18 protein-coding genes, 2 tRNA genes and 1 riboswitch are annotated in these 19,442 nt (G+C 69.3%); of the genes, 15 read left to right on the top strand and 5 right to left on the bottom strand.

Annotated features, from left to right (window positions below; translation table 11 throughout):
- Nucleotides 1-38 precede the first annotated feature (38 nt).
- Both fdxA and VHAB30_RS08915 read left to right on the top strand, forming a co-directional pair.
- The gene (gene fdxA / locus VHAB30_RS08920) at nucleotides 39-368 is read left to right on the top strand and encodes a ferredoxin FdxA (RefSeq protein WP_062472491.1); all 330 of its coding nucleotides are present in this window, start codon (nucleotides 39-41) and stop codon (nucleotides 366-368) included.
- The gene (locus VHAB30_RS08915) at nucleotides 326-1,402 is read left to right on the top strand and encodes an NAD(P)/FAD-dependent oxidoreductase (RefSeq protein WP_159276722.1); all 1,077 of its coding nucleotides are present in this window, start codon (nucleotides 326-328) and stop codon (nucleotides 1,400-1,402) included. The genes fdxA and VHAB30_RS08915 overlap by 43 nt, the downstream gene beginning before the upstream one ends.
- Here the strand turns inward: VHAB30_RS08915 and VHAB30_RS08910 are convergent.
- Nucleotides 1,389-2,690 carry an aspartate aminotransferase family protein gene (locus VHAB30_RS08910; protein ID WP_159276721.1) on the bottom strand — a complete coding sequence of 434 codons (1,302 nt, stop codon included), beginning with the start codon at nucleotides 2,688-2,690 and terminating at the stop codon, nucleotides 1,389-1,391. The two genes, VHAB30_RS08915 and VHAB30_RS08910, sit on opposite strands and share 14 nt — an antisense overlap.
- 115 nt (nucleotides 2,691-2,805) lie before the next feature.
- On the opposite strand from VHAB30_RS08910, the gene VHAB30_RS08905 reads away from it, so the two are divergent.
- Entirely contained in the window at nucleotides 2,806-3,546 is a 741-nt protein-coding gene (locus tag VHAB30_RS08905) for a TetR/AcrR family transcriptional regulator (protein WP_159276720.1), read from the top strand.
- Here VHAB30_RS08905 and VHAB30_RS08900 read toward each other — a convergent pair.
- Nucleotides 3,530-4,447 carry a LysR family transcriptional regulator gene (locus VHAB30_RS08900; RefSeq protein ID WP_159276719.1) on the bottom strand — a complete coding sequence of 306 codons (918 nt, stop codon included), beginning with the start codon at nucleotides 4,445-4,447 and terminating at the stop codon, nucleotides 3,530-3,532. The two genes, VHAB30_RS08905 and VHAB30_RS08900, sit on opposite strands and share 17 nt — an antisense overlap.
- Before the next feature lie 84 nt (nucleotides 4,448-4,531).
- Between VHAB30_RS08900 and VHAB30_RS08895 the strand changes: the two genes are divergently transcribed.
- Genes VHAB30_RS08895 through VHAB30_RS08885 form a run of 3 tightly spaced genes read left to right on the top strand, consistent with a single transcriptional unit; the run spans nucleotide 4,532 to nucleotide 7,766 of the window.
- Nucleotides 4,532-5,563 (top strand): Bug family tripartite tricarboxylate transporter substrate binding protein, encoded by a 1,032-nt coding sequence (locus VHAB30_RS08895; protein WP_159276718.1) that lies wholly within the window; start codon nucleotides 4,532-4,534, stop codon nucleotides 5,561-5,563.
- Nucleotides 5,560-6,786, top strand: coding sequence for an aromatic ring-hydroxylating dioxygenase subunit alpha (locus VHAB30_RS08890; protein WP_159276717.1), 1,227 nt, complete (start codon nucleotides 5,560-5,562; stop codon nucleotides 6,784-6,786). The genes VHAB30_RS08895 and VHAB30_RS08890 overlap by 4 nt, the downstream gene beginning before the upstream one ends.
- The gene (locus VHAB30_RS08885) at nucleotides 6,783-7,766 is read left to right on the top strand and encodes a PDR/VanB family oxidoreductase (RefSeq protein WP_159276716.1); all 984 of its coding nucleotides are present in this window, start codon (nucleotides 6,783-6,785) and stop codon (nucleotides 7,764-7,766) included. Before VHAB30_RS08890 ends, VHAB30_RS08885 begins: the two co-directional genes overlap by 4 nt.
- Here the strand turns inward: VHAB30_RS08885 and VHAB30_RS31375 are convergent.
- Nucleotides 7,740-8,300 (bottom strand): adenylate/guanylate cyclase domain-containing protein, encoded by a 561-nt coding sequence (locus VHAB30_RS31375; RefSeq protein WP_390903988.1) that lies wholly within the window; start codon nucleotides 8,298-8,300, stop codon nucleotides 7,740-7,742. The two genes, VHAB30_RS08885 and VHAB30_RS31375, sit on opposite strands and share 27 nt — an antisense overlap.
- Before the next feature lie 1,496 nt (nucleotides 8,301-9,796).
- On the bottom strand, nucleotides 9,797-10,573 hold the full coding sequence (locus tag VHAB30_RS08875) for an enoyl-CoA hydratase (RefSeq protein ID WP_159276714.1): 777 nt from the start codon (nucleotides 10,571-10,573) through the stop codon (nucleotides 9,797-9,799).
- Nucleotides 10,574-10,709: 136 nt separating this feature from the next.
- Here VHAB30_RS08875 and VHAB30_RS08870 point away from each other — a divergent pair, with 136 nt between their 5' ends.
- Complete coding sequence (locus tag VHAB30_RS08870; RefSeq protein WP_159276713.1) at nucleotides 10,710-11,165, top strand: MarR family winged helix-turn-helix transcriptional regulator; 456 nt, start codon at nucleotides 10,710-10,712, stop codon at nucleotides 11,163-11,165.
- A gap of 110 nt (nucleotides 11,166-11,275) precedes the next feature.
- Nucleotides 11,276-11,380, top strand: a riboswitch (TPP riboswitch).
- Between the two features lie 76 nt (nucleotides 11,381-11,456).
- The gene (locus tag VHAB30_RS08865; protein ID WP_159276712.1) at nucleotides 11,457-12,797 is read left to right on the top strand and encodes a purine-cytosine permease family protein; all 1,341 of its coding nucleotides are present in this window, start codon (nucleotides 11,457-11,459) and stop codon (nucleotides 12,795-12,797) included.
- Here VHAB30_RS08865 and thiD read toward each other — a convergent pair.
- Nucleotides 12,742-13,590, bottom strand: a complete 849-nt coding sequence (gene thiD, locus VHAB30_RS08860; RefSeq protein ID WP_159276711.1) for a bifunctional hydroxymethylpyrimidine kinase/phosphomethylpyrimidine kinase — start codon at nucleotides 13,588-13,590, stop codon at nucleotides 12,742-12,744. The two genes, VHAB30_RS08865 and thiD, sit on opposite strands and share 56 nt — an antisense overlap.
- A gap of 35 nt (nucleotides 13,591-13,625) precedes the next feature.
- On the opposite strand from thiD, the gene VHAB30_RS08855 reads away from it, so the two are divergent.
- From VHAB30_RS08855 to VHAB30_RS08825, 7 genes are all read left to right on the top strand, one after another.
- Entirely contained in the window at nucleotides 13,626-14,732 is a 1,107-nt protein-coding gene (locus VHAB30_RS08855; protein ID WP_159276710.1) for an FAD-dependent oxidoreductase, read from the top strand.
- 17 nt (nucleotides 14,733-14,749) lie between these two features.
- Nucleotides 14,750-14,947 carry a sulfur carrier protein ThiS gene (thiS, locus tag VHAB30_RS08850; RefSeq protein WP_062472460.1) on the top strand — a complete coding sequence of 66 codons (198 nt, stop codon included), beginning with the start codon at nucleotides 14,750-14,752 and terminating at the stop codon, nucleotides 14,945-14,947.
- Nucleotides 14,948-14,985: 38 nt separating this feature from the next.
- On the top strand, nucleotides 14,986-15,795 hold the full coding sequence (locus tag VHAB30_RS08845; RefSeq protein ID WP_159276709.1) for a thiazole synthase: 810 nt from the start codon (nucleotides 14,986-14,988) through the stop codon (nucleotides 15,793-15,795).
- Nucleotides 15,792-16,751 (top strand): thiamine phosphate synthase, encoded by a 960-nt coding sequence (thiE, locus tag VHAB30_RS08840; protein ID WP_159276708.1) that lies wholly within the window; start codon nucleotides 15,792-15,794, stop codon nucleotides 16,749-16,751. Before VHAB30_RS08845 ends, thiE begins: the two co-directional genes overlap by 4 nt.
- Nucleotides 16,748-18,889, top strand: coding sequence for a TonB-dependent siderophore receptor (locus VHAB30_RS08835; RefSeq protein ID WP_159276707.1), 2,142 nt, complete (start codon nucleotides 16,748-16,750; stop codon nucleotides 18,887-18,889). The genes thiE and VHAB30_RS08835 overlap by 4 nt, the downstream gene beginning before the upstream one ends.
- A gap of 115 nt (nucleotides 18,890-19,004) precedes the next feature.
- Nucleotides 19,005-19,080 (top strand) — tRNA-Asn (locus tag VHAB30_RS08830).
- 189 nt (nucleotides 19,081-19,269) lie between these two features.
- Nucleotides 19,270-19,345: transfer RNA gene (locus tag VHAB30_RS08825), tRNA-Asn, on the top strand.
- The last annotated feature ends 97 nt before the right edge of the window (nucleotides 19,346-19,442 follow it).

The following is a 19,442-nucleotide window of genomic DNA, read 5'->3' as shown; positions in this document are numbered from 1 at the left end:
AGGGTTTTCCAGCCCCTTCTCCTGACGCTAAAAGACAAATGACCCACGTCGTCTCCGAAGCCTGCATCCGTTGCAAATACACCGACTGCGTGGACGTTTGCCCCGTCGACTGTTTCCGCGAAGGTCCCAACATGCTGGTGATCGACCCGGATGAATGCATCGACTGCGCCGTCTGCATCCCCGAATGCCCGGTCAATGCGATCTACGCCGAGGAAGACCTGCCGGCCGACCAGATCGCCTTCATCAAGCTGAACGCCGAGCTGGCCCTGGCCGACGGCTGGAAGAGCATCACCAAGCGCAAGCCCGCCCTGCCCGAAGCTGAAGAGTGGAAGGACAAGACCGGCAAGATCTCGGAGCTGGTGCGCTGAGCCAGGCGCCCGCACCGATCGAGACCGACGCGCTGATCATCGGCGCCGGTCCGGTCGGCCTGTTCCAGGCCTTCCAGCTGGGCCTGCTCGAGATTTCCTGTCACATCGTCGATGCGCTGCCCGCCGCGGGCGGCCAGTGCGTGGCGTTGTACGGCCACAAGCCGATCTACGACATTCCCGGCACCCCGGTCACCAGCGGGCGCGATCTGGCGCAGTCGCTGCTGCAGCAGGTGGCGCCGTTCAAGCCGCAATTCCACTTCGGCGAGCAGGTTTCTACCCTGGCCCGCCAGGGCGACGACCGCCTGCTGCTGACCACCTCGGCCGGCACGGCCTTCCTTGCGAAGACCGTGTTCATCGCGGCCGGCGTTGGCGCCTTCGTGCCCAAGCGCATCACGGTCGACGGGATCGCTCAGTTCGAAGGCGCGACGCTGTTCTATCACCCCGATTCGCTCGACCGCTTCGCCGGCCAGACGGTCGTGGTCAACGGCGGCGACGACATCGCGCTCGAAACCGCCATCGCCCTCACGTCCCTGGCTAAGCAGGTGACGCTGGTCCACCGTCGCGACGGCTTCCAGGCCGATGAGGCGAACGTGGCCGCCATGCGCGCCCTCGTGGCCGACGGCAAGCTGGCCTTCCGGATCGGCCAGCCGAGCGCCTTCGACGGCAAGCAACTGCAGATCACCACGCCCGACGCCACCACGGTCGAGCTTCCGCTCGACGCGCTGGTCGCCTGCCTGGGCATCTCGCCGCGCCTGGGGCCCATCGCTGACTGGGGCCTCGAGCTGGAGCGCAAGCAGGTGCCCGTCGACACTGAGAAGTACGAAACCCGCGAGCCCGGTGTGTTCGCGGTGGGCGACATCAACACCTACCCGGGCAAGAAGAAGCTCATCGTCTGCGGCTTCCACGAGGCCACCCTGGCGGCCTGGGGCGCCGCGGCGCGGGTGTTCCCCGGCAAGGCGATCCCGCTGCAGTACACGACCACCAGCACGCGCCTGCACGAGCTGCTGGGCGTGGCGGGCACTACCCCGCGCTGAGCAGCAGCGGCCGGTAGGCGTCGATGAAGCTGCCCACGGCGGCGACGTAGCGGTCGATATCCTGCGCCGACAACGGCAGCGAGAGCACGACGAATCCGCGCGGCGAGGTGTAGATCCCCTCGCTCAGCAGGTGGAAGAACAGCAGCTGCCGCAAGCGCCCGTCCACCGCCGCCAGGTCGGCCACGCGCCGCACCTCGCCCCGCAGGAAATGCGCATTCATGAGCGAGCCCACGCCGGTGAACTGCATCGCGACACCCTCGTGTTCGCACAGCGCATTGAGCCGTGACCGCATCGCCTCGCCGCGCTCGGCCAATGCTGCTGCCGCCTCGGGCGTGAACAGCTGCGTGAGGCCCGCATAGCCGGCCGCCATCGTCATCACGTTGTTGTTGAAGGTGCCTGAGTGCGCGAGCGCCCCGGTGCGTGGGTCGAACTGCGCCATCACGTCCGCCCGTCCACCGAAGGCGCCGAAGGACATGCCGCCACCGATGTACTTGCCCAGCGTCGTCAGGTCGGCTCGAATGCCCAGCCCGTTCGCCAGCCCGTGCGGCCCCAGCCGCGAAGTCATCACCTCGTCGAAGATCAACAGAGCACCGACCCGCGTGGCCCCGTCGCGCAGCGCCTGCAGGAAATCGCGCCCGCCCGGAATGCAGCCGCTCGCGCCCTGCATCGGTTCGACCAGGATGGCGGCGATGTCCGCACCGTGTTCGTCGATCTGCGCACGCGCCGTGCCCGCGTCGTTGTAGGGCAGCACGAGGAAGTCGAAGGGCACGGTCGTCGGCGACGGCTGGTCGCCGAAACCGAGCACGCCGCCGTGGTAACCGCCCGAGAACACCACGATCTTGCGCCGCCCCGTGAAGCGCAGCGCGGCCGTGAGCGCCATCAGGTTCGCCTCGGTGCCCGAGTTGGTGAAGCGCAGCTGCTCGACCTGCGGGAAGCGCTCGCAGATCGTCTGTGCGAGCCGACCTTCGAGCAGGTTGTGCCCCGTGAGGTTGATGCCGCCCTGCATCGCCGCGATGACCGCCTCGCGGATCTCGGGCGCCGAGTGGCCGTAGACGCCGGCCGTGTACTCGGCGATGAAGTCGGTGTAGCGGTGGCCGTCCGCGTCCCAGAGCGACGCGCCCTCGCCTTTGGCGATGGTGAGCGGGAACGGCGCATAGAACAGCACCGAGCGGCTGTTGGCGCCGGGCATGTAGCGCGTCTGCGCCTCGAAGCGGCGCAGGCTTTCGGGGTTGCCGTCGGTGAAGCGTTGATGGGCCTGGGCCAGGGCCTGATCGATGGCGGTCGTCATGGGAGACATCCTTTGGGAGTGAAACGTGCCGGGAGCACCCGGCCCATTTAATTGATCAATGCTCAATTAATAATATTTATACAATCAATTCACCCGCTGCACAATGGCCGCATCCATGAAGAAAAAAGTCCCCGAGCCTCGCCCCCGGACGGCCGGCCGCCCTGCCGGCGGTGCGGCGCTGTCGAAGCAGCGCATCGCCGAAGCCGCGCTGGCGCACATCGACGCCTTCGGCCTCGGCGCCTTCAGCATGCGAGAGATCGCGGCGCAGCTCGGCGTGTACCCGGCCACGGTGCACTGGCATGTCAGCACGCGCGAGGCCCTGCTGGCCGAAGTCGCGGCCACGGTCATGGCGCAGGTCACGCCGCCCAAGGGCACGCTCGCCTGGCAGGACTGGATCATTGAGTTGTTCCACCGCTGCCGCGCCGCGGTGCGGCAGCACCCCAACGTGGCGCAGCTGCTCGGGGCGCAGCTGGTGTCCAACGGCAGCCTGCCGACCGAACTGGTCGAAGGCGTGCTGGCGGCGCTGACCGAGGCCGGCTTCGACGGCGAGCCGCTGCGCGAGGCCTACAACTGCGTGATCGCCGCGATGCTGGGCTTCTTGACGATGGAGTTCTCGCCCCTGCCCGCCGACAACACGCAGGCCTGGGCCGAAGAGCTGCGCGAGCGCGTCCACACGATCCGCCCGCTCGACCATCCCGTGCTTTCGCGCCACCTGCCGCAGCTGGCCAACAAGGCCTTCATCCTGCGCTGGGACAACGGCACCACCGTGCCGCTCGACAGCAGTTTCGAGCGGCACATCCAGATCACGATCGACGGGTTGGAGGCTTTCGCGCGCAGGCTCAAGCCGGCGCAGTGAGCGCGATGCGCAGCAGCGCGTCCTTCAGCCACAGCACGCCCGCATCCGAATTCGAGCGGCGGTTCCAGCAGACGACCGAGCGGTAGCCCGGCAGCTCGAAGGGCAGCGGGTGCACCGCGAGCCGGTCGCGAAAGCGCTCGGCCACGCGCAGCGGCAGCACGGCGACATGGTCGGTCTGCGCCAGCAGGTCGACGATCTGGCCGAAGCTGGTCATCGCCACGCGCATGCTGCGCGTGCGCCCTTGCCGCGCCAGCACCTGATCGATGAGGTCGTCCAGCGCCGAGCTGCCGTAGCCCAGGAACACGTGCGGTGCTTCGCAGAAGGCATCGAGCGTGGCCGCCTCGCCCAGCGTCGAATGGCCGCGCCGTACCGCGACCACGTAGCGGTCTTCGTACAGCAGCGCCGATTCGCAATCGCTCGGTGGCTGCAGGCGCGGCAGCACGGCCACGTCGAAGTCGCCCTTGCGCAGGCGCTCGGTGAGCGTGAGGAAGGAGCTGGTCTCCCAGTGCAGGCGGATGCGCGAGCCGCAGGCCACGAGTTCGTTGGCCAGCGTCGGCAGCAGCAGGTGGCTCGCGTAGTCGCTGCCCGAGATGCGGAAGATGCGCTGCGACGACGCCGGCTCGAAGCCCTCGCCGGGCTCCAGCATCGCCGACAGGTCGGCCAGCACGCGCTCGACCTGGCCGGCCAGCGCATGGGCGCGCGCCGTGGGCTCCACGCCATGCGCCGTGCGCGTGAACAGCGGATCGCCGAAGGTGTCGCGCAGCCGGTTGAGCGAAGCGCTCACCGCCGGCTGGCTCAGGAAGAGCCTGGTGGCCGCGCGCGACACGCTGCGTTCGCGCATCAGGGCATCGAAGGTCCGCAGCATGCCGACGTCGAGGCTGCGGATATCACGTTGGGCCATATCTCATATTCAAAGCTTCGAATTGCCCGCGGGGCAGGCTGTCCGTATCGTCCAGCGCACAAGTACAACACGACTGGAGACACGATGAATCGGTTCAGACCCTCGCCGCCCGAAGCACATGCGGCGGACAAGAAGTGCACCACGCGCCGCCATGCACTCGGTGTGCTCGGTGCCGGCATCGCGGCCCTCGCCGCCGGCTCCGCCTTCGCGCAACCCGCGCCCTTTCCCAACCGCGTGGTGCGCATCGTGCCCTTCGGCTCGCCCGGCGGACCGATGGACGCCATCGCCCGCGTCTATGCCGAGAAGCTCAAGGCGCGCTGGAACCAGCCGGTGATCGTCGAGGCCCGTCCCGGCGCCAGCGGCACCATCGCGGCCGACGCCGTCGCCAAGGCCGCGCCCGACGGCTACACCGTGCTGCTCACGCTGCCGCTCACGCACATCAACAACGTGGTGCTGCAACCCAAGCTTCCCTACGACCCGGTGAAAGACTTCGAGCCGCTGTCGCAGCTGGCCACCGGCGGCCCGATGCTGGTCGCCCGCGCCTCGGCGCCCTTCTCCACCGTGCGCGAGTTCGTGGCCTACGCCAAGGCGCACCCCGGCGTTTCGTACGGCACCTGGGGCAATGGCTCCAACGCGCACCTGTTCGGCGAACTGCTGGCACGCCAGAACGGCATCGACCTGGTGCACGTGCCCTACAAGGCCGAGGCCGCCGCGCACAACGACATGTTCGGCGAGGCGCTGGGCGTGGCCTGGGCCAACCCCGCGACGGCACGCGGACTCGCACAGGCCGGGCGCATCAAGGTGCTGGGCATCACGGGCCGCCAGCGCGTGCGCTCGATGCCCAACGTGCCGACCTTCACCGAACAGGGCTTTGCAGGCTTCGACCTCGACAGTTGGATCGGCGTGTATGCGCCCGCCCGCACGCCGCAGCCCGTGCTCGACGAATGGTCGCTCGCACTGCGCGAGATCACCAAGCTGCCCGACATCCAGGAGCGGCTGGCGGGCTACGGCTTCGAGCCGCTGGGCAGCACGCCCGCCGAATTCCGTGCCGGCTACAAGGCCGACTTTCCCCGCGTGGCGGACCTGATCAAGGCCGCAGGAGTCACCCCCGAATGAGCGCCGTTGTCCCGCCCTCCGCCACCTCCGAGTGGCAACCCATCGCCTTCGACACCGGCACCGCCTACGGCCGCAAGGCACCGAGCCACAAACCCGAGCTGACCGAGGTCGGCGCGGGCACGCCCATGGGCGAGCTGCTGCGCCGCTACTGGCACCCCATCGGCCTGGCCGCCGACGCCACCGACACGCCGCGCCAGGTGCGCGTGCTGGGCGAAGACCTCATCCTGTTCCGCGACAAGAAAGGCCGCGCGGGCCTTGTGCACTGGCGCTGCGCGCACCGCGGAGCGTCGCTCTACTACGGGCGCGTGGAAGAAGAAGGCATCCGCTGCTGCTACCACGGCTGGATGTTCGACGTGCAGGGCCACTGCGTCGACCAGCCCTGCGAACCCGATGGCGGCGCGCGCAGCCGCGGCCGCGTGCGCCAGCCCTGGTACCCGGTGCAGGAGCAGTACGGCCTGATCTGGGCCTACCTCGGCCCGGCCGAGAAGAAGCCCGTGCTGCCACGCTACGACTGCCTCGAAACCATGGACGACGGCGAGACCCTGGAAGCCGACGGCAACAGCATCGGCGGCGGCGGGCCGCAGGTCATTCCCTGCAACTGGCTGCAGCACTACGAGAACGTGGCCGACCCCTTCCACGTGCCCGTGCTGCACGGCAGCTTCAGCGGCACGCAGTTCGTGGCGCTCATGGGCCAGATGCCCGACGTGAGTTTCGAGAGCACCGAGACCGGCGTGACGATCACCTCGATCCGCACGCTCGAAGACGGCAGCACCTTCCGCCGCGTGGCCGGCCCCGTGCTGCCGACGCTGCGTGTGGTGCCCAACCCGCGCGTGGCCGCCTACGGGCGCGTCGAGTCGATCGGCTGGGTTCTGCCGATCGACGACCACAGCTTTCGCATCTACACCGTCGGCCGCGTGAAAACCCCGGGCGATCTCGCCCGCGTGCGCTCGCGCCTGAACGGCAAGCTGTGGGAGGAGCTGAGCGAGGCCGAGCACCGCGCCTTCCCCGGCGACTACGAGGCGCAGGTGAGCCAGGGCGCCATCACGGCGCATTCGGAAGAGCACCTGGCCTCGTCCGACCGCGGCATCGTGATGCTGCGCCGGCTGCTGCAACGCCAGCTCGACGCGCTGCGCGAAGGCCGCGACCCAGCCGGCGTGAGCTTCGACCCCGCGGCCCCGCCCGTGCAGTTCGAAGCCGGCAACTTCCTCGTGCCCAAGGAATGAATGGCGTATCGAGCGGCGCAGGCATCGCGGTGCGGGTGGCGCGCAAGACGGTCGAGGCCGAAGGCGTGGCCGGCTTCCGGCTGGTACCCGTCGATGGCGAGCGCTTGCCGGCCTTCACGGCGGGCGCGCACATCGACGTCTCATTGCCCGGCGGGCTGGTGCGCCAGTATTCGCTGTGCAACGCATCGGCCCCTGGCGACGAGGGGCACTACGAGATTGGCGTATTGCGCGACGCCGCCTCGCGCGGCGGTTCGCGGGCGATGCACGACGCCGTCCATGAAGGCTCGGTGTTGCAGATCGGCCCACCGCGCAACCTCTTCGCGCTCGACGAAAGCGCAACGCACAGCCTGCTGCTGGCCGGCGGCATCGGCGTGACGCCGCTGCTGTCGATGGCGCAGCGGCTGGCCGCGCTGGGGGCCGACTTCGCGCTGCACTGCTGCAGCCGCTCGGCGGCGCGCGCGCCCTACCGGCGGCGGCTCGAAGACAGCACGTTCGCGGACAAGGTGTTCTTTCACCACGACGACGGCCCGCCCGCACAGCACATCGACCTCGCCGCCACCCTCGGCCATCCGGCGCCGGGCCGGCACGCCTATGTCTGTGGCCCCGCAGGCTTCCTCGAGGCCGTGCGCACGACCGCACGCGCCCTGCACTGGGCGGACGCGCAGGTGCACTTCGAGTCGTTCTCGGGCGCCGCACCGCCAGCCGATGGACAGGGCAGCTTCGAGGTCGAACTGCACCGCTCGCGCCGCGTCGTCCACATCCCCGCGACGATGACCGTGCTGGACGCGCTCGCCGCCGAGGGCATCGAGATCCCGGTCTCGTGTGCGCAAGGCGTCTGCGGCACCTGCCTCACGCGCGTGCTCGCGGGCGAGGTCGCGCACCACGACCTCTACCTGACGCCGGCCGAGCAGGCGGCCAACGACTGCTTCCTGCCCTGCTGCTCGCGGGCCCGCTCACCGAGGCTGGTGCTCGACCTCTAGCAGCTCGTAGAGCACCATCCGCGTCTGCCGCCCGCGCAGTTCGATCTGCTCCTCGATGCGCCGCGTGGCCAGGCGCCCGCCCAGCCCTTCGAAGGTCGCCTCGGACATCAGCGTGCGCGTGCCCAGCTGCTTGTTGGTGCCCTCGATGCGGCTGGCCGCGTTGATCACGTCGCCCAGCGCGGTGTACGACAGCCGGTCGCTCGAGCCGAGCACCCCGGCGATCACGACGCCGGTGTGCATGCCGATGCGCGTGCGAAAGGGCTGCAGGCCATCGGCCTGCCAGCGGCGGTTGAGCTCGGTCATCTCGGCGTGCAGTTCGAGCGAGGCCACGCAGGCGCGATACTCCGCGTCGGGCAGATCGGTGGGCGCGCCCCACAGCACCATGATGCCGTCGCCCATGAACTTGTCGATCACGCCGCCGTGGCGCGCGAACACGCGGGTCGCGAGGTTGAAGTAGTCGGTCAGCTGCCGCATCAGCACGTCGACCGGCATCGATTCCGCGATGGCCGTGAAGCCCTCCACGTCGGTGAACATCGCGGTGATGCGGCGCGGCGACCCGTTGGGTTCGAGGGCATGCCCTTCGGCGATGAGCTGGCGGATCACGTCCACCGGCACGAACTTGCGAAAGGCCTGCAGGCTGCGCGCGGAATCGTCCAGTGCCTGGTTCAGGTGCTGGATCTCGAGCACGCGGCTCGACTCGCGCGGCAGGTCGTCAAGCTCCAGCCGCCCGATGCGCCGCGCCGTGCGCGAGAGGCTTTCGATGGGCGCGGTCACCAGCTTCGACAGGCGCAGCGAAATGAAGAGCGCGATCGCCAGGAACGCCAGCACCAGCAGCAGCGACCACAGCACGTTGCGGTGCAGCGCACCCAGCAGCGCCTCTTCGGGCTCCCAGCTCACCAGATGCCAGTCGGTGGCGGGAATGCGCGAGGTCTGCACCTGGTAATGCATGCCCTCGTGCACGAGGGCAAAGGCCATGTCCTCGGTCCAGCCGCGGCTGCCGTTGGCCAGCATGTGGGTGTGCAGCGCACCGAGCACGCCCTCGTCCGGGTCTTCGAGCACGCGCACGGAATGCGGGTGGTCGCTGCGCGCGATCACGTGGTGGTCGGCACTCAACAGCGCGCTGTGGCCGTGGCCCGTGCCGCCGAACAGGCGCACGAGGTTGGAGAGATGCCCCAGCGACACGCTGGCGACCGCCACCATCGTCTGCGTGTCGCCCTCCTCGTCCTGCCGTCGGCTCGGCCGCGCATGGCTCACGCCGAGTTCCTTCATCGAGGGCAGCACGAAGGGCGCGGTCCACACGGCGCGCTGCGCCTTCTCGGCCTGCGTGAACCAGTCCTGGTGCACCGGGTCGTCTTCGCTGCGGAAGGCCTCGATGCGCGTGGTCTCGTAGCGCCGCCGCGGGTCTTCGTCGTCGTCGCTGTCGGGCGGCGACTTGTACTCCCAGGTCTCGGTGGTGAAGTCTTTCTCGCGCAGCACCTGCCGCACCACCGGCGCGGGGTGGCGCATGGCCATCAGAAAATGGCCGTCGTCGCTGCCCACGCCGATGCTGTCGAGCTCGGGCGTCTGCTCCAGCGCGGCCCAGAGCAGCTCGGCGGTCTGCTCGCCGTCGTGGCCCGCCGGGTGCAGGTCGGGCGTGTGGGCGATGGCGCGCACCAGGCCCTCGGTCTTGGCGAGGAAAGCGAGGATGTTGTCCTCGACGCGGTCGTGGTTGACCTTGTGCGCCGACTCGCCCACCTTCGACACCAGCTGCTCCGCGCCCCAGTAGCCGAAGGCCACCAGCAGCAGCGACTGCAGCAGCGCGACCGCGCAGATGATCGTGCCGACGTCGACCCGGAAGCGCCGCAGCCGCGCGTGGGGTGCGGGCGATGAGGCCGGTGGTTCCGGGTGCTTGCGGTCGTCTGTCATGTGCGGGGAGCCTCCGGGGCATTCGAAGGCGCCCTCGTGGCGGAGATTCTCACCCGGGCCGTGGGCCCGCGGACCGGCGCATCACGGGTCGGCCGACATCTGGACGATGACCGGCCCGCTTGCCGCTACGCCGCAGTCTTTGAGAAGTCAGGGGCCCGCTTCTCAGCGAACGCCGTGAAGGCTTCGCGCGCTTCGGGACTCTGGAGGCGCTCCACGAACTGCGCGCCTTCGAGGTCCATCTGGGCAGCAACGGCCGCGCCCTGCTTCATCAGGCCCTTCGTCAGCTTCAACGAGCCCGCGGCACGGCTGGCGAGCAGCTCGGCAACCTTCTGCGCCTCGCCGTGCAGGTCCGACACAGGAACGACCCGGTTCGCGATGCCCCAGGCCAAGGCCTGCGCAGCGGACACCGGCAGGCCCAGCGCAAACATCTCGTAGGCACGAACGTGGCCGATGCGGGCAGGCAGCAGCAGGCTCGACGCCGCTTCGGGAACCAGCGCCAGGTTGACGAGCGGCGTGGACAGCAGCGCATCCTCAGCCAGCACGACGAAGTCGCAGTGCAACAGCAAGGTGGTCCCCACGCCGACTGCGCGTCCGTTGACCGCCGCAATCACCGGGCGCGTCGAACTCGCCAACGCACGCAGGAAGCGGGCGACATGGCGCTCTTCGTTGCCGGCCTTCCCGGCAGCCACGGCAGCAAATTCGCCCAGGTCGTTGCCCGAGGTGAACATGCCACCTTCGCCTCGCATCACGATGGCCCGGACGGACGGGTCGCTCTCGGCGCCTGCGATGGCATCGGCCAGACGGCCATACATCGCATTGGTCAGTGCGTTCATCTTCTCCGGCCTGGCCAGCGTGAGGGTCAGGACACCCTGGGTGGATTCGACGGTCACGTGTTCGGTCATAGGTTCTCCTGGTTGCCCTCTCGCACCGTGCGAGAGGGATGGCATTTAATTCGCATGCGAAGTATATGCTTCGCGTGCGAAATAAATACGGATAAGATGTAACCCGCCGCGCCTTCGCTCAGGCCACAGGAATCCGATGAAAGCTCAAAAAAAATACAGGCTGGTGTTTCTTCTGAACGTCGCCCAGCGGGCGGTGCAGCGCTGGAAAGAAACCCGCGGCGACGCCCTGCCCGCGCTGTCGGCAGCCCAGGCCGGCACGATGTTTTTCCTGTCGACCAACGATGGCGCCCTGACGGGAGAAGTCGCGCAGGCACTGAACATCGGTGCACCGGCCATGTCCGGCCTTGCCGCCCGGCTCGAAAAAGCCGGCTACCTGACCCGCGCGCAAGACCCGAACGACGGGCGCGCATTCCGCCTGTACCAGACCGAGGAAGGACGGCTTGCCGGACAGCGTGCAAAGGCCGGGCTCGGCGCGTTGAACGCACGGCTGACCCAGGGCTTCAGCGACGAAGAGATGGCAATCGTCGGCCGGTGGCTCGAATCGGTGGTCGAGAATTTTTCCGCCGAGGGCACGGGAAAGCACGAGGAATAGGCCCTCGGTCCCGGCACGCCATCGGTGCGGCGGGTGCAAGGCCCGCCGTGGCCGGATTCTTCCGTGCGCAGGAACTTTTCGGTGCGTCTGCGACACACGCGCCTAAAATGACATTTCGCTAGGGGTGCTGCACCGGTTTCGACCGGTGTGGCTGAGAAAGTCCCTTTGAACCTGACTGAGGTAATCCTCGCGCAGGGAAGCTGGTCCGGTGGCCTCTCACGTTCTCTCGCGTGACGGCCACGCCACTGGAGCCTCGCCCACCTGCCAAACCTTTTGCACTGGAGCAAACGGATGGCACACAACGACAACGACAGTTCCGCTTCGCCCGGCAACGAAGCGCTCACGCCCCTGCCCGCCGCCCGGCGCGTCTTCGGCTGGCACGACCACGCCTCGCTGTGGTTCAGCCTCGGCGTGGGGCTGCTGGTGATGCAGATCGGCGCCTACCTGGTGCCGGCCGTGGGCACGCGCGACGCGGCGCTGGCGATCGTGCTGGGCTCGCTGCTCGGCGCCGGGCTGCTGGCCTGGACCGCGCGGCTGGGCTGCGAAACCGGGCTGGCCAGCGCCGGCCTGATGCACGCCACCTACGGCAGCGCCTTCGCGCGGCTGCCGGTGCTGCTCAACATCGTGCAGCTGGTGGGCTGGACCACCTTCGAACTCGTGATCATGCGCGAGGGCACGCAGGCCATCGGGCAGCAGGCTTTCGGCGCCGCGCTGGGCACGGCCTGGGGCGGCGTGCTGACGACGCTGCTGTGGGGTGCGGTGCTGCTGGCGCTGCTGGCCGGGTCGATGGTGAAGCTGGTGCGCCGCTTCGTGAGCCGCTTCGGCCTGCCGCTGGTGGTGCTGTCGCTGCTGTGGCTCAGCTGGCAGTTCGCCACGCAGCTGCACGCCAAGGGCCTGGACGCCTTCTGGGCACGGCCGGGCAACGGCAGCATGGGCATGTTCAGCGCGCTCGACCTCGTGATCGCGATGCCGGTGTCGTGGCTGCCGCTGGTGGCCGACTACGCGCGCCACGGCAAGCGCAGCGCGGGGGGCGGCCTGGGCAGCGCGTTCAGCGGCACCTGGATCGGCTACGCGCTGGCCAACATCTGGTGCTACGCGCTGGGCGTGATGGTGGTGAGCGTGGCCGAGCCGGGCACCAGCCTCGTCACGGCGCTGCTGTTGGCGCAGGGCGGGCTGGTGGCGCTGGGGCTGATCCTCATCGACGAACTCGACAACGCCTATGGCGACGTGTACTCGGGCTCGGTCTCCACGCACAGCCTGCTGCCACGCTGGAGCGTGAAGCGCTGGGGCCTGCTGCTGGCGGTGCTGTGCATCGGCCTCGCGCTGGTGCTGCCGATGCACACGCTCGAACCCTTCCTGCTGCTGCTGAGCTCGGTGTTCGTGCCGCTGTACGGCGTGATCCTCGGGCGGCTGGGCAGCGGAAGTGCCGTGTCGGCGAACGGCACGCGCACCATCGACTGGGGCGCGGCGCTGATCTGGCTCGCGGGCATCGCGGCCTACCACGCGCTCGCCAAGTGGGCGCCGCAGTTCGGCTCGGCGCTGCCGACGCTGGCGGCGACCTTCGTTCTGGCGTGGCTCAGCCGGCCGACAGCGGCAAGCGGTGGGTCGGCACTGGCGCAAAGCCGTGGTTGAGCGGACCGTGGCCCGCACCGACCTGCACATCCGCACCGGCGCGCATCGCGCCGAGGATGTACGCGCGTGCGCGCTCGACCGCCTCGGGCAGCGCCAAACCCAATGCCAGGTGCGCGGCGATGGCCGACGAGAGCGTGCAGCCGGTGCCGTGCAGGTTGCGGCTGGCGATGCGTTGCGACGCGAGCCGCTTGCGCGCGCCGCTGCGCTCCAGCAGCACATCGACCACTTCGTCGCCCGGCAGATGGCCGCCCTTGAGCAGCACGGCCTTCGCGCCGAGCGCGAGCAGTTCGTCGGCCGCGCCGTCGAGCGCGTCGATGCCGCCGATGGCGTGACCGACCAGCAAGGCGGCTTCGTCGAGGTTGGGCGTGACCACCACGGCGCGCGGGAACAGCTCGCGCACCAGCACCTGCACGGTCTCGGCCGCGATCAGGCGGTCGCCACTGGTGGCGATCATCACGGGGTCGAGCACCACGTTCTTCAGCTGGTAGCGGTCGATGGCCCAGGCCACGACCTCGACCACCTCGGGCGCGTGCAGCATGCCGAGCTTGACGGCGTCGACGCCGATGTCTTCCACCACCGCCTGGATCTGCGCCTTCAGGAAGTCGGGCGGCACGCCGTGGATGCCCGAGACGCCCACCGTGTTCTGCGCGGTAAGCGCGGTGATGGCTGTCATGCCGTAGCAGCCGAGGGCCGCGAAGGTCTTGAGGTCGGCCTGGATGCCGGCGCCGCCGCCGCTGTCCGAGCCGGCGATGGAGAGCACGCGTGCATAGCGCTGGGTGGGTGCTTGGGTCATGGCGAAAATTATCGGCGAGCCGACGGAGGTGCCGCATGAGCACACCGCATCCCCTGCCTTTCGGCTCGGCGGCGATCCTCGGCGCGGGCCTGATGGGCCGGCTGCTCGCGGTCGAGCTGGCACGCGCGGGCTGCCGCATCGACCTGTACGAAGCCGGCAGCCCCGAGGCCGAAGGCGCGGCCGCGCGCGTGGCCGCGGCCATGCTCGCGCCGCTGGCCGAATCGGCCGTCGCGCCGGTGTCGGTCGTGCGCATGGGCCAGCACGCGCTGTCGCGCTGGCCCGAGCTGCTGGCGCCGCTGGCGCAACCCGTGTTCTTCCAGCGCGAAGGCACGCTGGTGCTGTGGCACCGGCAGGACGCCGCCGAGGCCACGCGGCTCGCGGGCGTGCTGGCGCGCACCGGTGCGCAGGTGCCCGAGCTGGCACCGATGCAGGCGCTCGACACCCCCGCCGCCATCGCCGCGCTGGAGCCCTCGCTGGGCACGCGCTTCGCGCGCGGCCTGTACCTGCCGGGCGAAGGCCAGCTCGACAACCGTGCGCTGCTGGCGTCGCTGCGTGCCACGCTGGAGGCTGATGCCCGCGTGACGCTGCACTGGCAATCGCCGCGTGCGCCCTCCGACTTTTCGCCCGGCACGGCAGGCCAGCCCGACTGGGTGATCGACTGCCGCGGCCTCGGTGCCAAGCCGCAATGGAATGCACTGCGCGGCGTACGCGGCGAGGTGATCCGCGTGCATGCGCCCGAGGTCACGCTGCAGCGCCCCACGCGCCTCGTGCATCCGCGCTACCCGCTGTACATCGCGCCCAAGCCCGACCACCTGTTCGTGATCGGCGCGACCGAGATCGAGTCAGACGACATGTCGCCCGCCAGCGTGCGCTCCACGCTCGAGCTGCTGAGCGCGGCCTATGCGGTGCACAGCGGTTTTGCCGAAGCGCGCATCGTCGAGATCGCGACGCAATGCCGGCCTACGCTGCCCGACAACCTTCCCGCCATTCGCCAGCCGCAGCCGCGCGTGCTGCAGATCAACGGCCTGTACCGCCACGGTTTCATGATCGCGCCCGCCCTGCTCGACGCGGCAATGGAACTGCTGGCGCACGGCCGCGCCACGCTGGCACGCGGCTTCGGCATGGACGTGCCCGACGCATGACGACAACGACCACCCCGATGAACATCCTGATCAACGACAAGCCCTGCACGCTGCCCGAGGGCGCGCTGCTCGCCGACGCGCTGGCCGTGCTGCAGGCCGTGCCACCTTTCGCAGTGGCGGTGAACCGCGAGTTCGTGCCGCGCTCGGCCTACGCCACGCACCCGCTGCACGCCGACGACCGCGTCGAGGTGATCCGCCCGGTGACCGGCGGCTGAACGACGCCACCAGAGACAAGACGATGGAGACGACAACCATGACGAACCCCGATCCCCTGGTCCTCTACGGCCAGACCTTCCACAGCCGCCTGCTGCTGGGCACCGCGCGCTACCCGTCGCCCGACGTGCTCGAAGCGGCTGTGCGGCGCGCCCAACCCGCGATGCTGACCGCCTCGCTACGCCGCCAGACCGCCAGCCAGGGCTCCGGCAACAGCGACCTCGGCAACGGCTTCTGGGAGCTGCTGCGCAAGCTGGCCGTGCCGGTGCTGCCCAACACCGCCGGCTGCCACAGCGTGCAGGAAGTGATCGCCACCGCGCAAATGGCGCGCGAGCTGTTCGACACGCCGTGGATCAAGCTCGAGCTCATCGGTGACGACTACACGCTGCAGCCCGACACGCTGAACCTCGTCGATGCGGCGTCGCAGCTGATTCGCGACGGCTTCCATGTGCTGCCGTACTGCACCGAAGACCTCGTGCTGTGCCAGCGCCTCGTCGATGTCGGCTGCCAGGCCGTGATGCCCTGGGCCGCGCCCATCGGCACCGGGCGCGGGCCGGTCAACCCGTATGCGCTGCGCCTGCTGCGCGAGCGGCTGCAGGTGCCGATGCTGGTCGACGCGGGCCTCGGCCTGCCTTCGCATGCGTGCCAGGTGATGGAGTGGGGCTACGACGGCGTGCTGCTCAACACCGCCGTCGCGCTCGCACAGGAACCGGTCACCATGGCCGGCGCGTTCGCCGATGCTGTGCAGGCCGGCCGCGCCGCCTACCGCGCCGGCGCGATGGCCGCACAGGACGCCGCGCAGCCCAGCACGCCCGTGCTCGGCACGCCCTTCTGGCACCACGCACCATGAACGCCATCGACACATCCAACGCCCGCGCCGTGGCACAAGCCATCGTTGCGGTCCACGGCTTGCGCTTCGGCGCCGCCACGGCCACGGCCGTGAGCGGCGCGCCGCGCTTTACGTCCGACGACGCCGTCTACCGCGGCGCGAAGCAGGCCTGCACCGCGCTCGGCTTCATCGAGATCGACGCCGAATGCCTCGCCCATGCGTGGCGCGCGCAGACCGAACGGCTCAGCCAGTTCGAGGCGTCGGCATGGCCCGATGCGCCGGTCGATTTCGGCATGGGCCCGTTTCCGCCCACCGCGCGCGCCGATGCCTTTCCGCCCTGCCCCGAACAGCTCGGCCTCTACGCCGTGCTGCCCGATGCGGCATGGGTCGGCCGCATGGCGCGCGCCGGCGTGCCGACGGTGCAGCTGCGCTTCAAGTCGGACGACGCCGAGGCCGTCGCGCGCGAAGTACAGGCCGCCGTCGAGGCCGTGCGCGGCACGGGTGCGCTGCTCTTCATCAACGACCACTGGCAAGTCGCCATCGCAGCCAGCGCCTACGGCATCCACCTCGGACAGGAAGACCTCGACGCGCTGTCGCCCGATGAGCTTCAACAACTGCGCGCTTCCGGCCTGCGGCTGGGCGTGAGCACCCATGGCTACGCCGAGATGGTGCGCGCCGATGCGGTGAGCCCGAGCTACATCGCGATGGGCGCCATCTACCCGACCACGCTCAAGAAGATGGCGACCGCGCCGCAGGGCGTGGCGCGGCTCGCGGCTTACGCGCGGCTGCTGCGCGGCTACCCGCAGGTGGGCATCGGCGGCGTCGATGCCGTGCGGCTGCCCGAGGTGCTCGCCACCGGCGTCGGCTCGGTCGCCGTGGTGCGCGCGCTGGTCGCCGCCGACGACCCCGAGGCCACTGCCGCGCAATGGACGACGGCGATGCACGCCGCCCCCGGTTCCCCTGAACGCACAGAATGAACGCTCGACTTTTCTCGCACTCCCCGCTCTCGCGCGCGCTTGCCGCCGCCCTCCTCGCTTTCGGCGCCTGCGGCGCGCATGCCCAATCGCAATCGCAGGCCTTGCCCGAGGTCACCGTGAACGACGGCGCCGCCGCGCCGCAGGCCGACATCAGCGGCTTCGGCGACGTGCCGCTGCGCGAGCTGCCGCTGTCGGCCACGGTGATCGACAGCCAGCAGCTGCGCAGCAGCGGCGCACGCCGCCTCGCGGACCTGACGCAGTTCGACGCCTCGGTCACCGACGCCTACAACTCGGCCGGCTACTGGGACTACCTCACGGTGCGCGGCTTCGTGCTCGACAACCGCTTCAACTACCGTCGCGAAGGCCTGCCGATCAGCGCCGAGACGGCGATCCCGCTGGACAACAAGGAGCGCATCGAGATCCTGCGCGGCACCAGCGGCATTCAGGCCGGCACCAGTGCGCCGGGCGGGCTCGTCAACTACGTGGTCAAGCGCCCGACCGAGCAGGACCTGCGCACCATCCGCCTCGAAACCACGAGCCGCGGCAGCGTGCTCAGCGCGCTCGACCTCGGCGGGCGCTTCGGCGAGAACCGCCAGTTCGGCTACCGGCTCAACGTGGCCGGCGAAAAGCTCAAACCGCTCACGCACAACCTCGACGGCAGCCGCCGTCTCTTCTCGCTCGCGGCCGACTGGCGCATCACGCGCGACTCGGTGCTCGAGTTCGAGGTGGAGCAAAGCCACAAGCAGCAGCCGAGCCAGAACGGCTACAGCCTGCTGGGCAACATGCTGCCCCGGCCGGTCGATCCGCGCATCAACCTCAACAACCAGCCGTGGTCGCAGCCCTCGGTGTTCAAGGCGCTGACCGGCACGGTGCGCTTCAGCCAGGCGCTGAATGCCGACTGGCGCTGGAGCGCGCAGATCGGCCAGCAGCGCCTGAAGACCGACGACCGGCTGGCCTACGCCTTCGGTTGCGGCGCCGAAGGCAACTACGACCGCTACTGCTCCGACGGCACCTTCGACGTGTACGACTTCCGCAGCGAGAACGAGCGCCGCACGCAGACCGCGGGCAGCCTGAACCTCAAGGGCAACGTGATGACGGGCAGCGTGCGCCACGAGCTGGGCTTCGGCCTGCTGCAAAGCCGCGTGCGCAATCGCTTCCAGGACCAGGCCTACAACTACGTCGGCACCGGCAACATCTGGGCCACCGCGATGACGCCGGCCGACCCGCGCCTGACCGACGCCAACACCAACCGCAACGAGCGCTCGACCGAGCTGTCGGTGCAGGACGCGATCCGCTGGAACGACCGCTTCACGACCTGGATCGGCGCGCGGCACACGCGGCTGTCACGCGACAGCATCCGCACCGACGGCTCGCGCCCCACCGGCTACAGCGACAGCATCACCACGCCGTGGATCGCGGCCAGCTACGCAATCCAGCCCGGGCTGCTCGCCTATGCGAGTTGGGGCAAGGGCGTCGAGTCGCAGGTCGTGCCCAACAAGAGCTCGCAGTACGCGAACGCGGGCGAGGCGCTGCCCGCGCTGCAGTCGCGCCAATGGGAACTGGGCCTGAAGGGCGGCGACGCGGCGTTTAACTGGCAGGTCGCGTGGTTCGACATCTCGCGCCCGATGACCAACCTCGACCTGTGCGGCGCGTCCTGCACGGTGCGCAACGACGGCCGCGCAGTGCACCGCGGCCTCGAGGCCGGCGCGCAATGGACCGGCGGCCCCTGGCGCCTGGGCGGCAGCGTGGCGCTGATCGACGCCAAGCGGCGCGGCAGCACGGCCGCGCCCGAACTCAACGGACAAGCGCCCACCAACGTGCCCAAGCAGGTGCTGCGCGCGCAGGCCGCGTACCGCTTCGCGTCGGCGCCGGGCCTCGAACTCGCGGGACAGCTGTCGTACGAAGGCCGCCGCAACGTGCTGCCCGACGGCTCCATCCGGCTGCCGTCGTGGACGCGCCTGGATGCGGTGCTGCGCTACGACACCAAGCTGGCCGGCATGGCGACGAGCTGGACGCTGGCCGTCGACAACCTGTTCGATCGCCGCTACTGGAAGGAATCGCCCTACCAGTTCAGCCACGTCTACCTGTTCCCGGGCGCGCCGCGCACGCTGCGCCTGGGTGTGAGCATCGCGATGTGACGACATGAGCGGGGCGCTTCGTCTTCGTCATCGCGGCGTCGTTGCCACGAATTCGTTGCGCCGGCGCCGCGTTGTTTTGGAAGCCCCAAAAATCACGCTATAATCTAAGGCTTGTTCCTCGATAGCTCAGTTGGTAGAGCGCCGGACTGTTAATCCGTAGGTCCCTGGTTCGAGCCCAGGTCGAGGAGCCATCACAAAGCCGCAAGGCCTCTGGAAGGCCCGCTACTCACAAGGTAGCGGGCCTTTTCATTTGTGAGACGACCGTCGAACGAAGACGTGTGCCAAGCGATGGAAAGAAATCGCCCCACGCACTTCGATTGGCAAAAATTGAGGGTTGCCGTTCAGAACGGCGATTCCATTGAATATAATTGAAGGCTTGTTCCTCGATAGCTCAGTTGGTAGAGCGCCGGACTGTTAATCCGTAGGTCCCTGGTTCGAGCCCAGGTCGAGGAGCCACCATGCTGAAGGCCCGTTACCCACAAGGTAACGGGCCTTTTCGCTTTGCGGCCCCTTTTGGTTTGGCGCCACATATCGGCCGCCGCCTGCCCGCTCG

The organism is Variovorax boronicumulans, from assembly GCF_009811375.1.
GTDB lineage: Bacteria > Pseudomonadota > Gammaproteobacteria > Burkholderiales > Burkholderiaceae_C > Variovorax > Variovorax boronicumulans.
This window is presented reverse-complemented; position numbering and strand designations above follow the sequence as displayed.

Excerpts from the sequence above, each read along its gene's own strand:
- fdxA (WP_062472491.1), top strand. The coding sequence starts at position 39 with ATGACCCACGTCGTCTCCGAAGCCTGCATCCGTTGCAAATACACCGAC.
- VHAB30_RS08910 (WP_159276721.1), bottom strand. The coding sequence starts at position 2,690 with ATGACGACCGCCATCGATCAGGCCCTGGCCCAGGCCCATCAACGCTTC.
- VHAB30_RS08905 (WP_159276720.1), top strand. The coding sequence starts at position 2,806 with ATGAAGAAAAAAGTCCCCGAGCCTCGCCCCCGGACGGCCGGCCGCCCT.
- VHAB30_RS08900 (WP_159276719.1), bottom strand. The coding sequence starts at position 4,447 with ATGGCCCAACGTGATATCCGCAGCCTCGACGTCGGCATGCTGCGGACC.
- VHAB30_RS08895 (WP_159276718.1), top strand. The coding sequence starts at position 4,532 with ATGAATCGGTTCAGACCCTCGCCGCCCGAAGCACATGCGGCGGACAAG.
- VHAB30_RS08890 (WP_159276717.1), top strand. The coding sequence starts at position 5,560 with ATGAGCGCCGTTGTCCCGCCCTCCGCCACCTCCGAGTGGCAACCCATC.
- VHAB30_RS08885 (WP_159276716.1), top strand. The coding sequence starts at position 6,783 with ATGAATGGCGTATCGAGCGGCGCAGGCATCGCGGTGCGGGTGGCGCGC.
- VHAB30_RS31375 (WP_390903988.1), bottom strand. The coding sequence starts at position 8,300 with ATGTTCACCGACGTGGAGGGCTTCACGGCCATCGCGGAATCGATGCCG.
- VHAB30_RS08875 (WP_159276714.1), bottom strand. The coding sequence starts at position 10,573 with ATGACCGAACACGTGACCGTCGAATCCACCCAGGGTGTCCTGACCCTC.
- VHAB30_RS08870 (WP_159276713.1), top strand. The coding sequence starts at position 10,710 with ATGAAAGCTCAAAAAAAATACAGGCTGGTGTTTCTTCTGAACGTCGCC.
- VHAB30_RS08865 (WP_159276712.1), top strand. The coding sequence starts at position 11,457 with ATGGCACACAACGACAACGACAGTTCCGCTTCGCCCGGCAACGAAGCG.
- thiD (WP_159276711.1), bottom strand. The coding sequence starts at position 13,590 with ATGACCCAAGCACCCACCCAGCGCTATGCACGCGTGCTCTCCATCGCC.
- VHAB30_RS08855 (WP_159276710.1), top strand. The coding sequence starts at position 13,626 with ATGAGCACACCGCATCCCCTGCCTTTCGGCTCGGCGGCGATCCTCGGC.
- thiS (WP_062472460.1), top strand. The coding sequence starts at position 14,750 with ATGAACATCCTGATCAACGACAAGCCCTGCACGCTGCCCGAGGGCGCG.
- VHAB30_RS08845 (WP_159276709.1), top strand. The coding sequence starts at position 14,986 with ATGACGAACCCCGATCCCCTGGTCCTCTACGGCCAGACCTTCCACAGC.
- thiE (WP_159276708.1), top strand. The coding sequence starts at position 15,792 with ATGAACGCCATCGACACATCCAACGCCCGCGCCGTGGCACAAGCCATC.
- VHAB30_RS08835 (WP_159276707.1), top strand. The coding sequence starts at position 16,748 with ATGAACGCTCGACTTTTCTCGCACTCCCCGCTCTCGCGCGCGCTTGCC.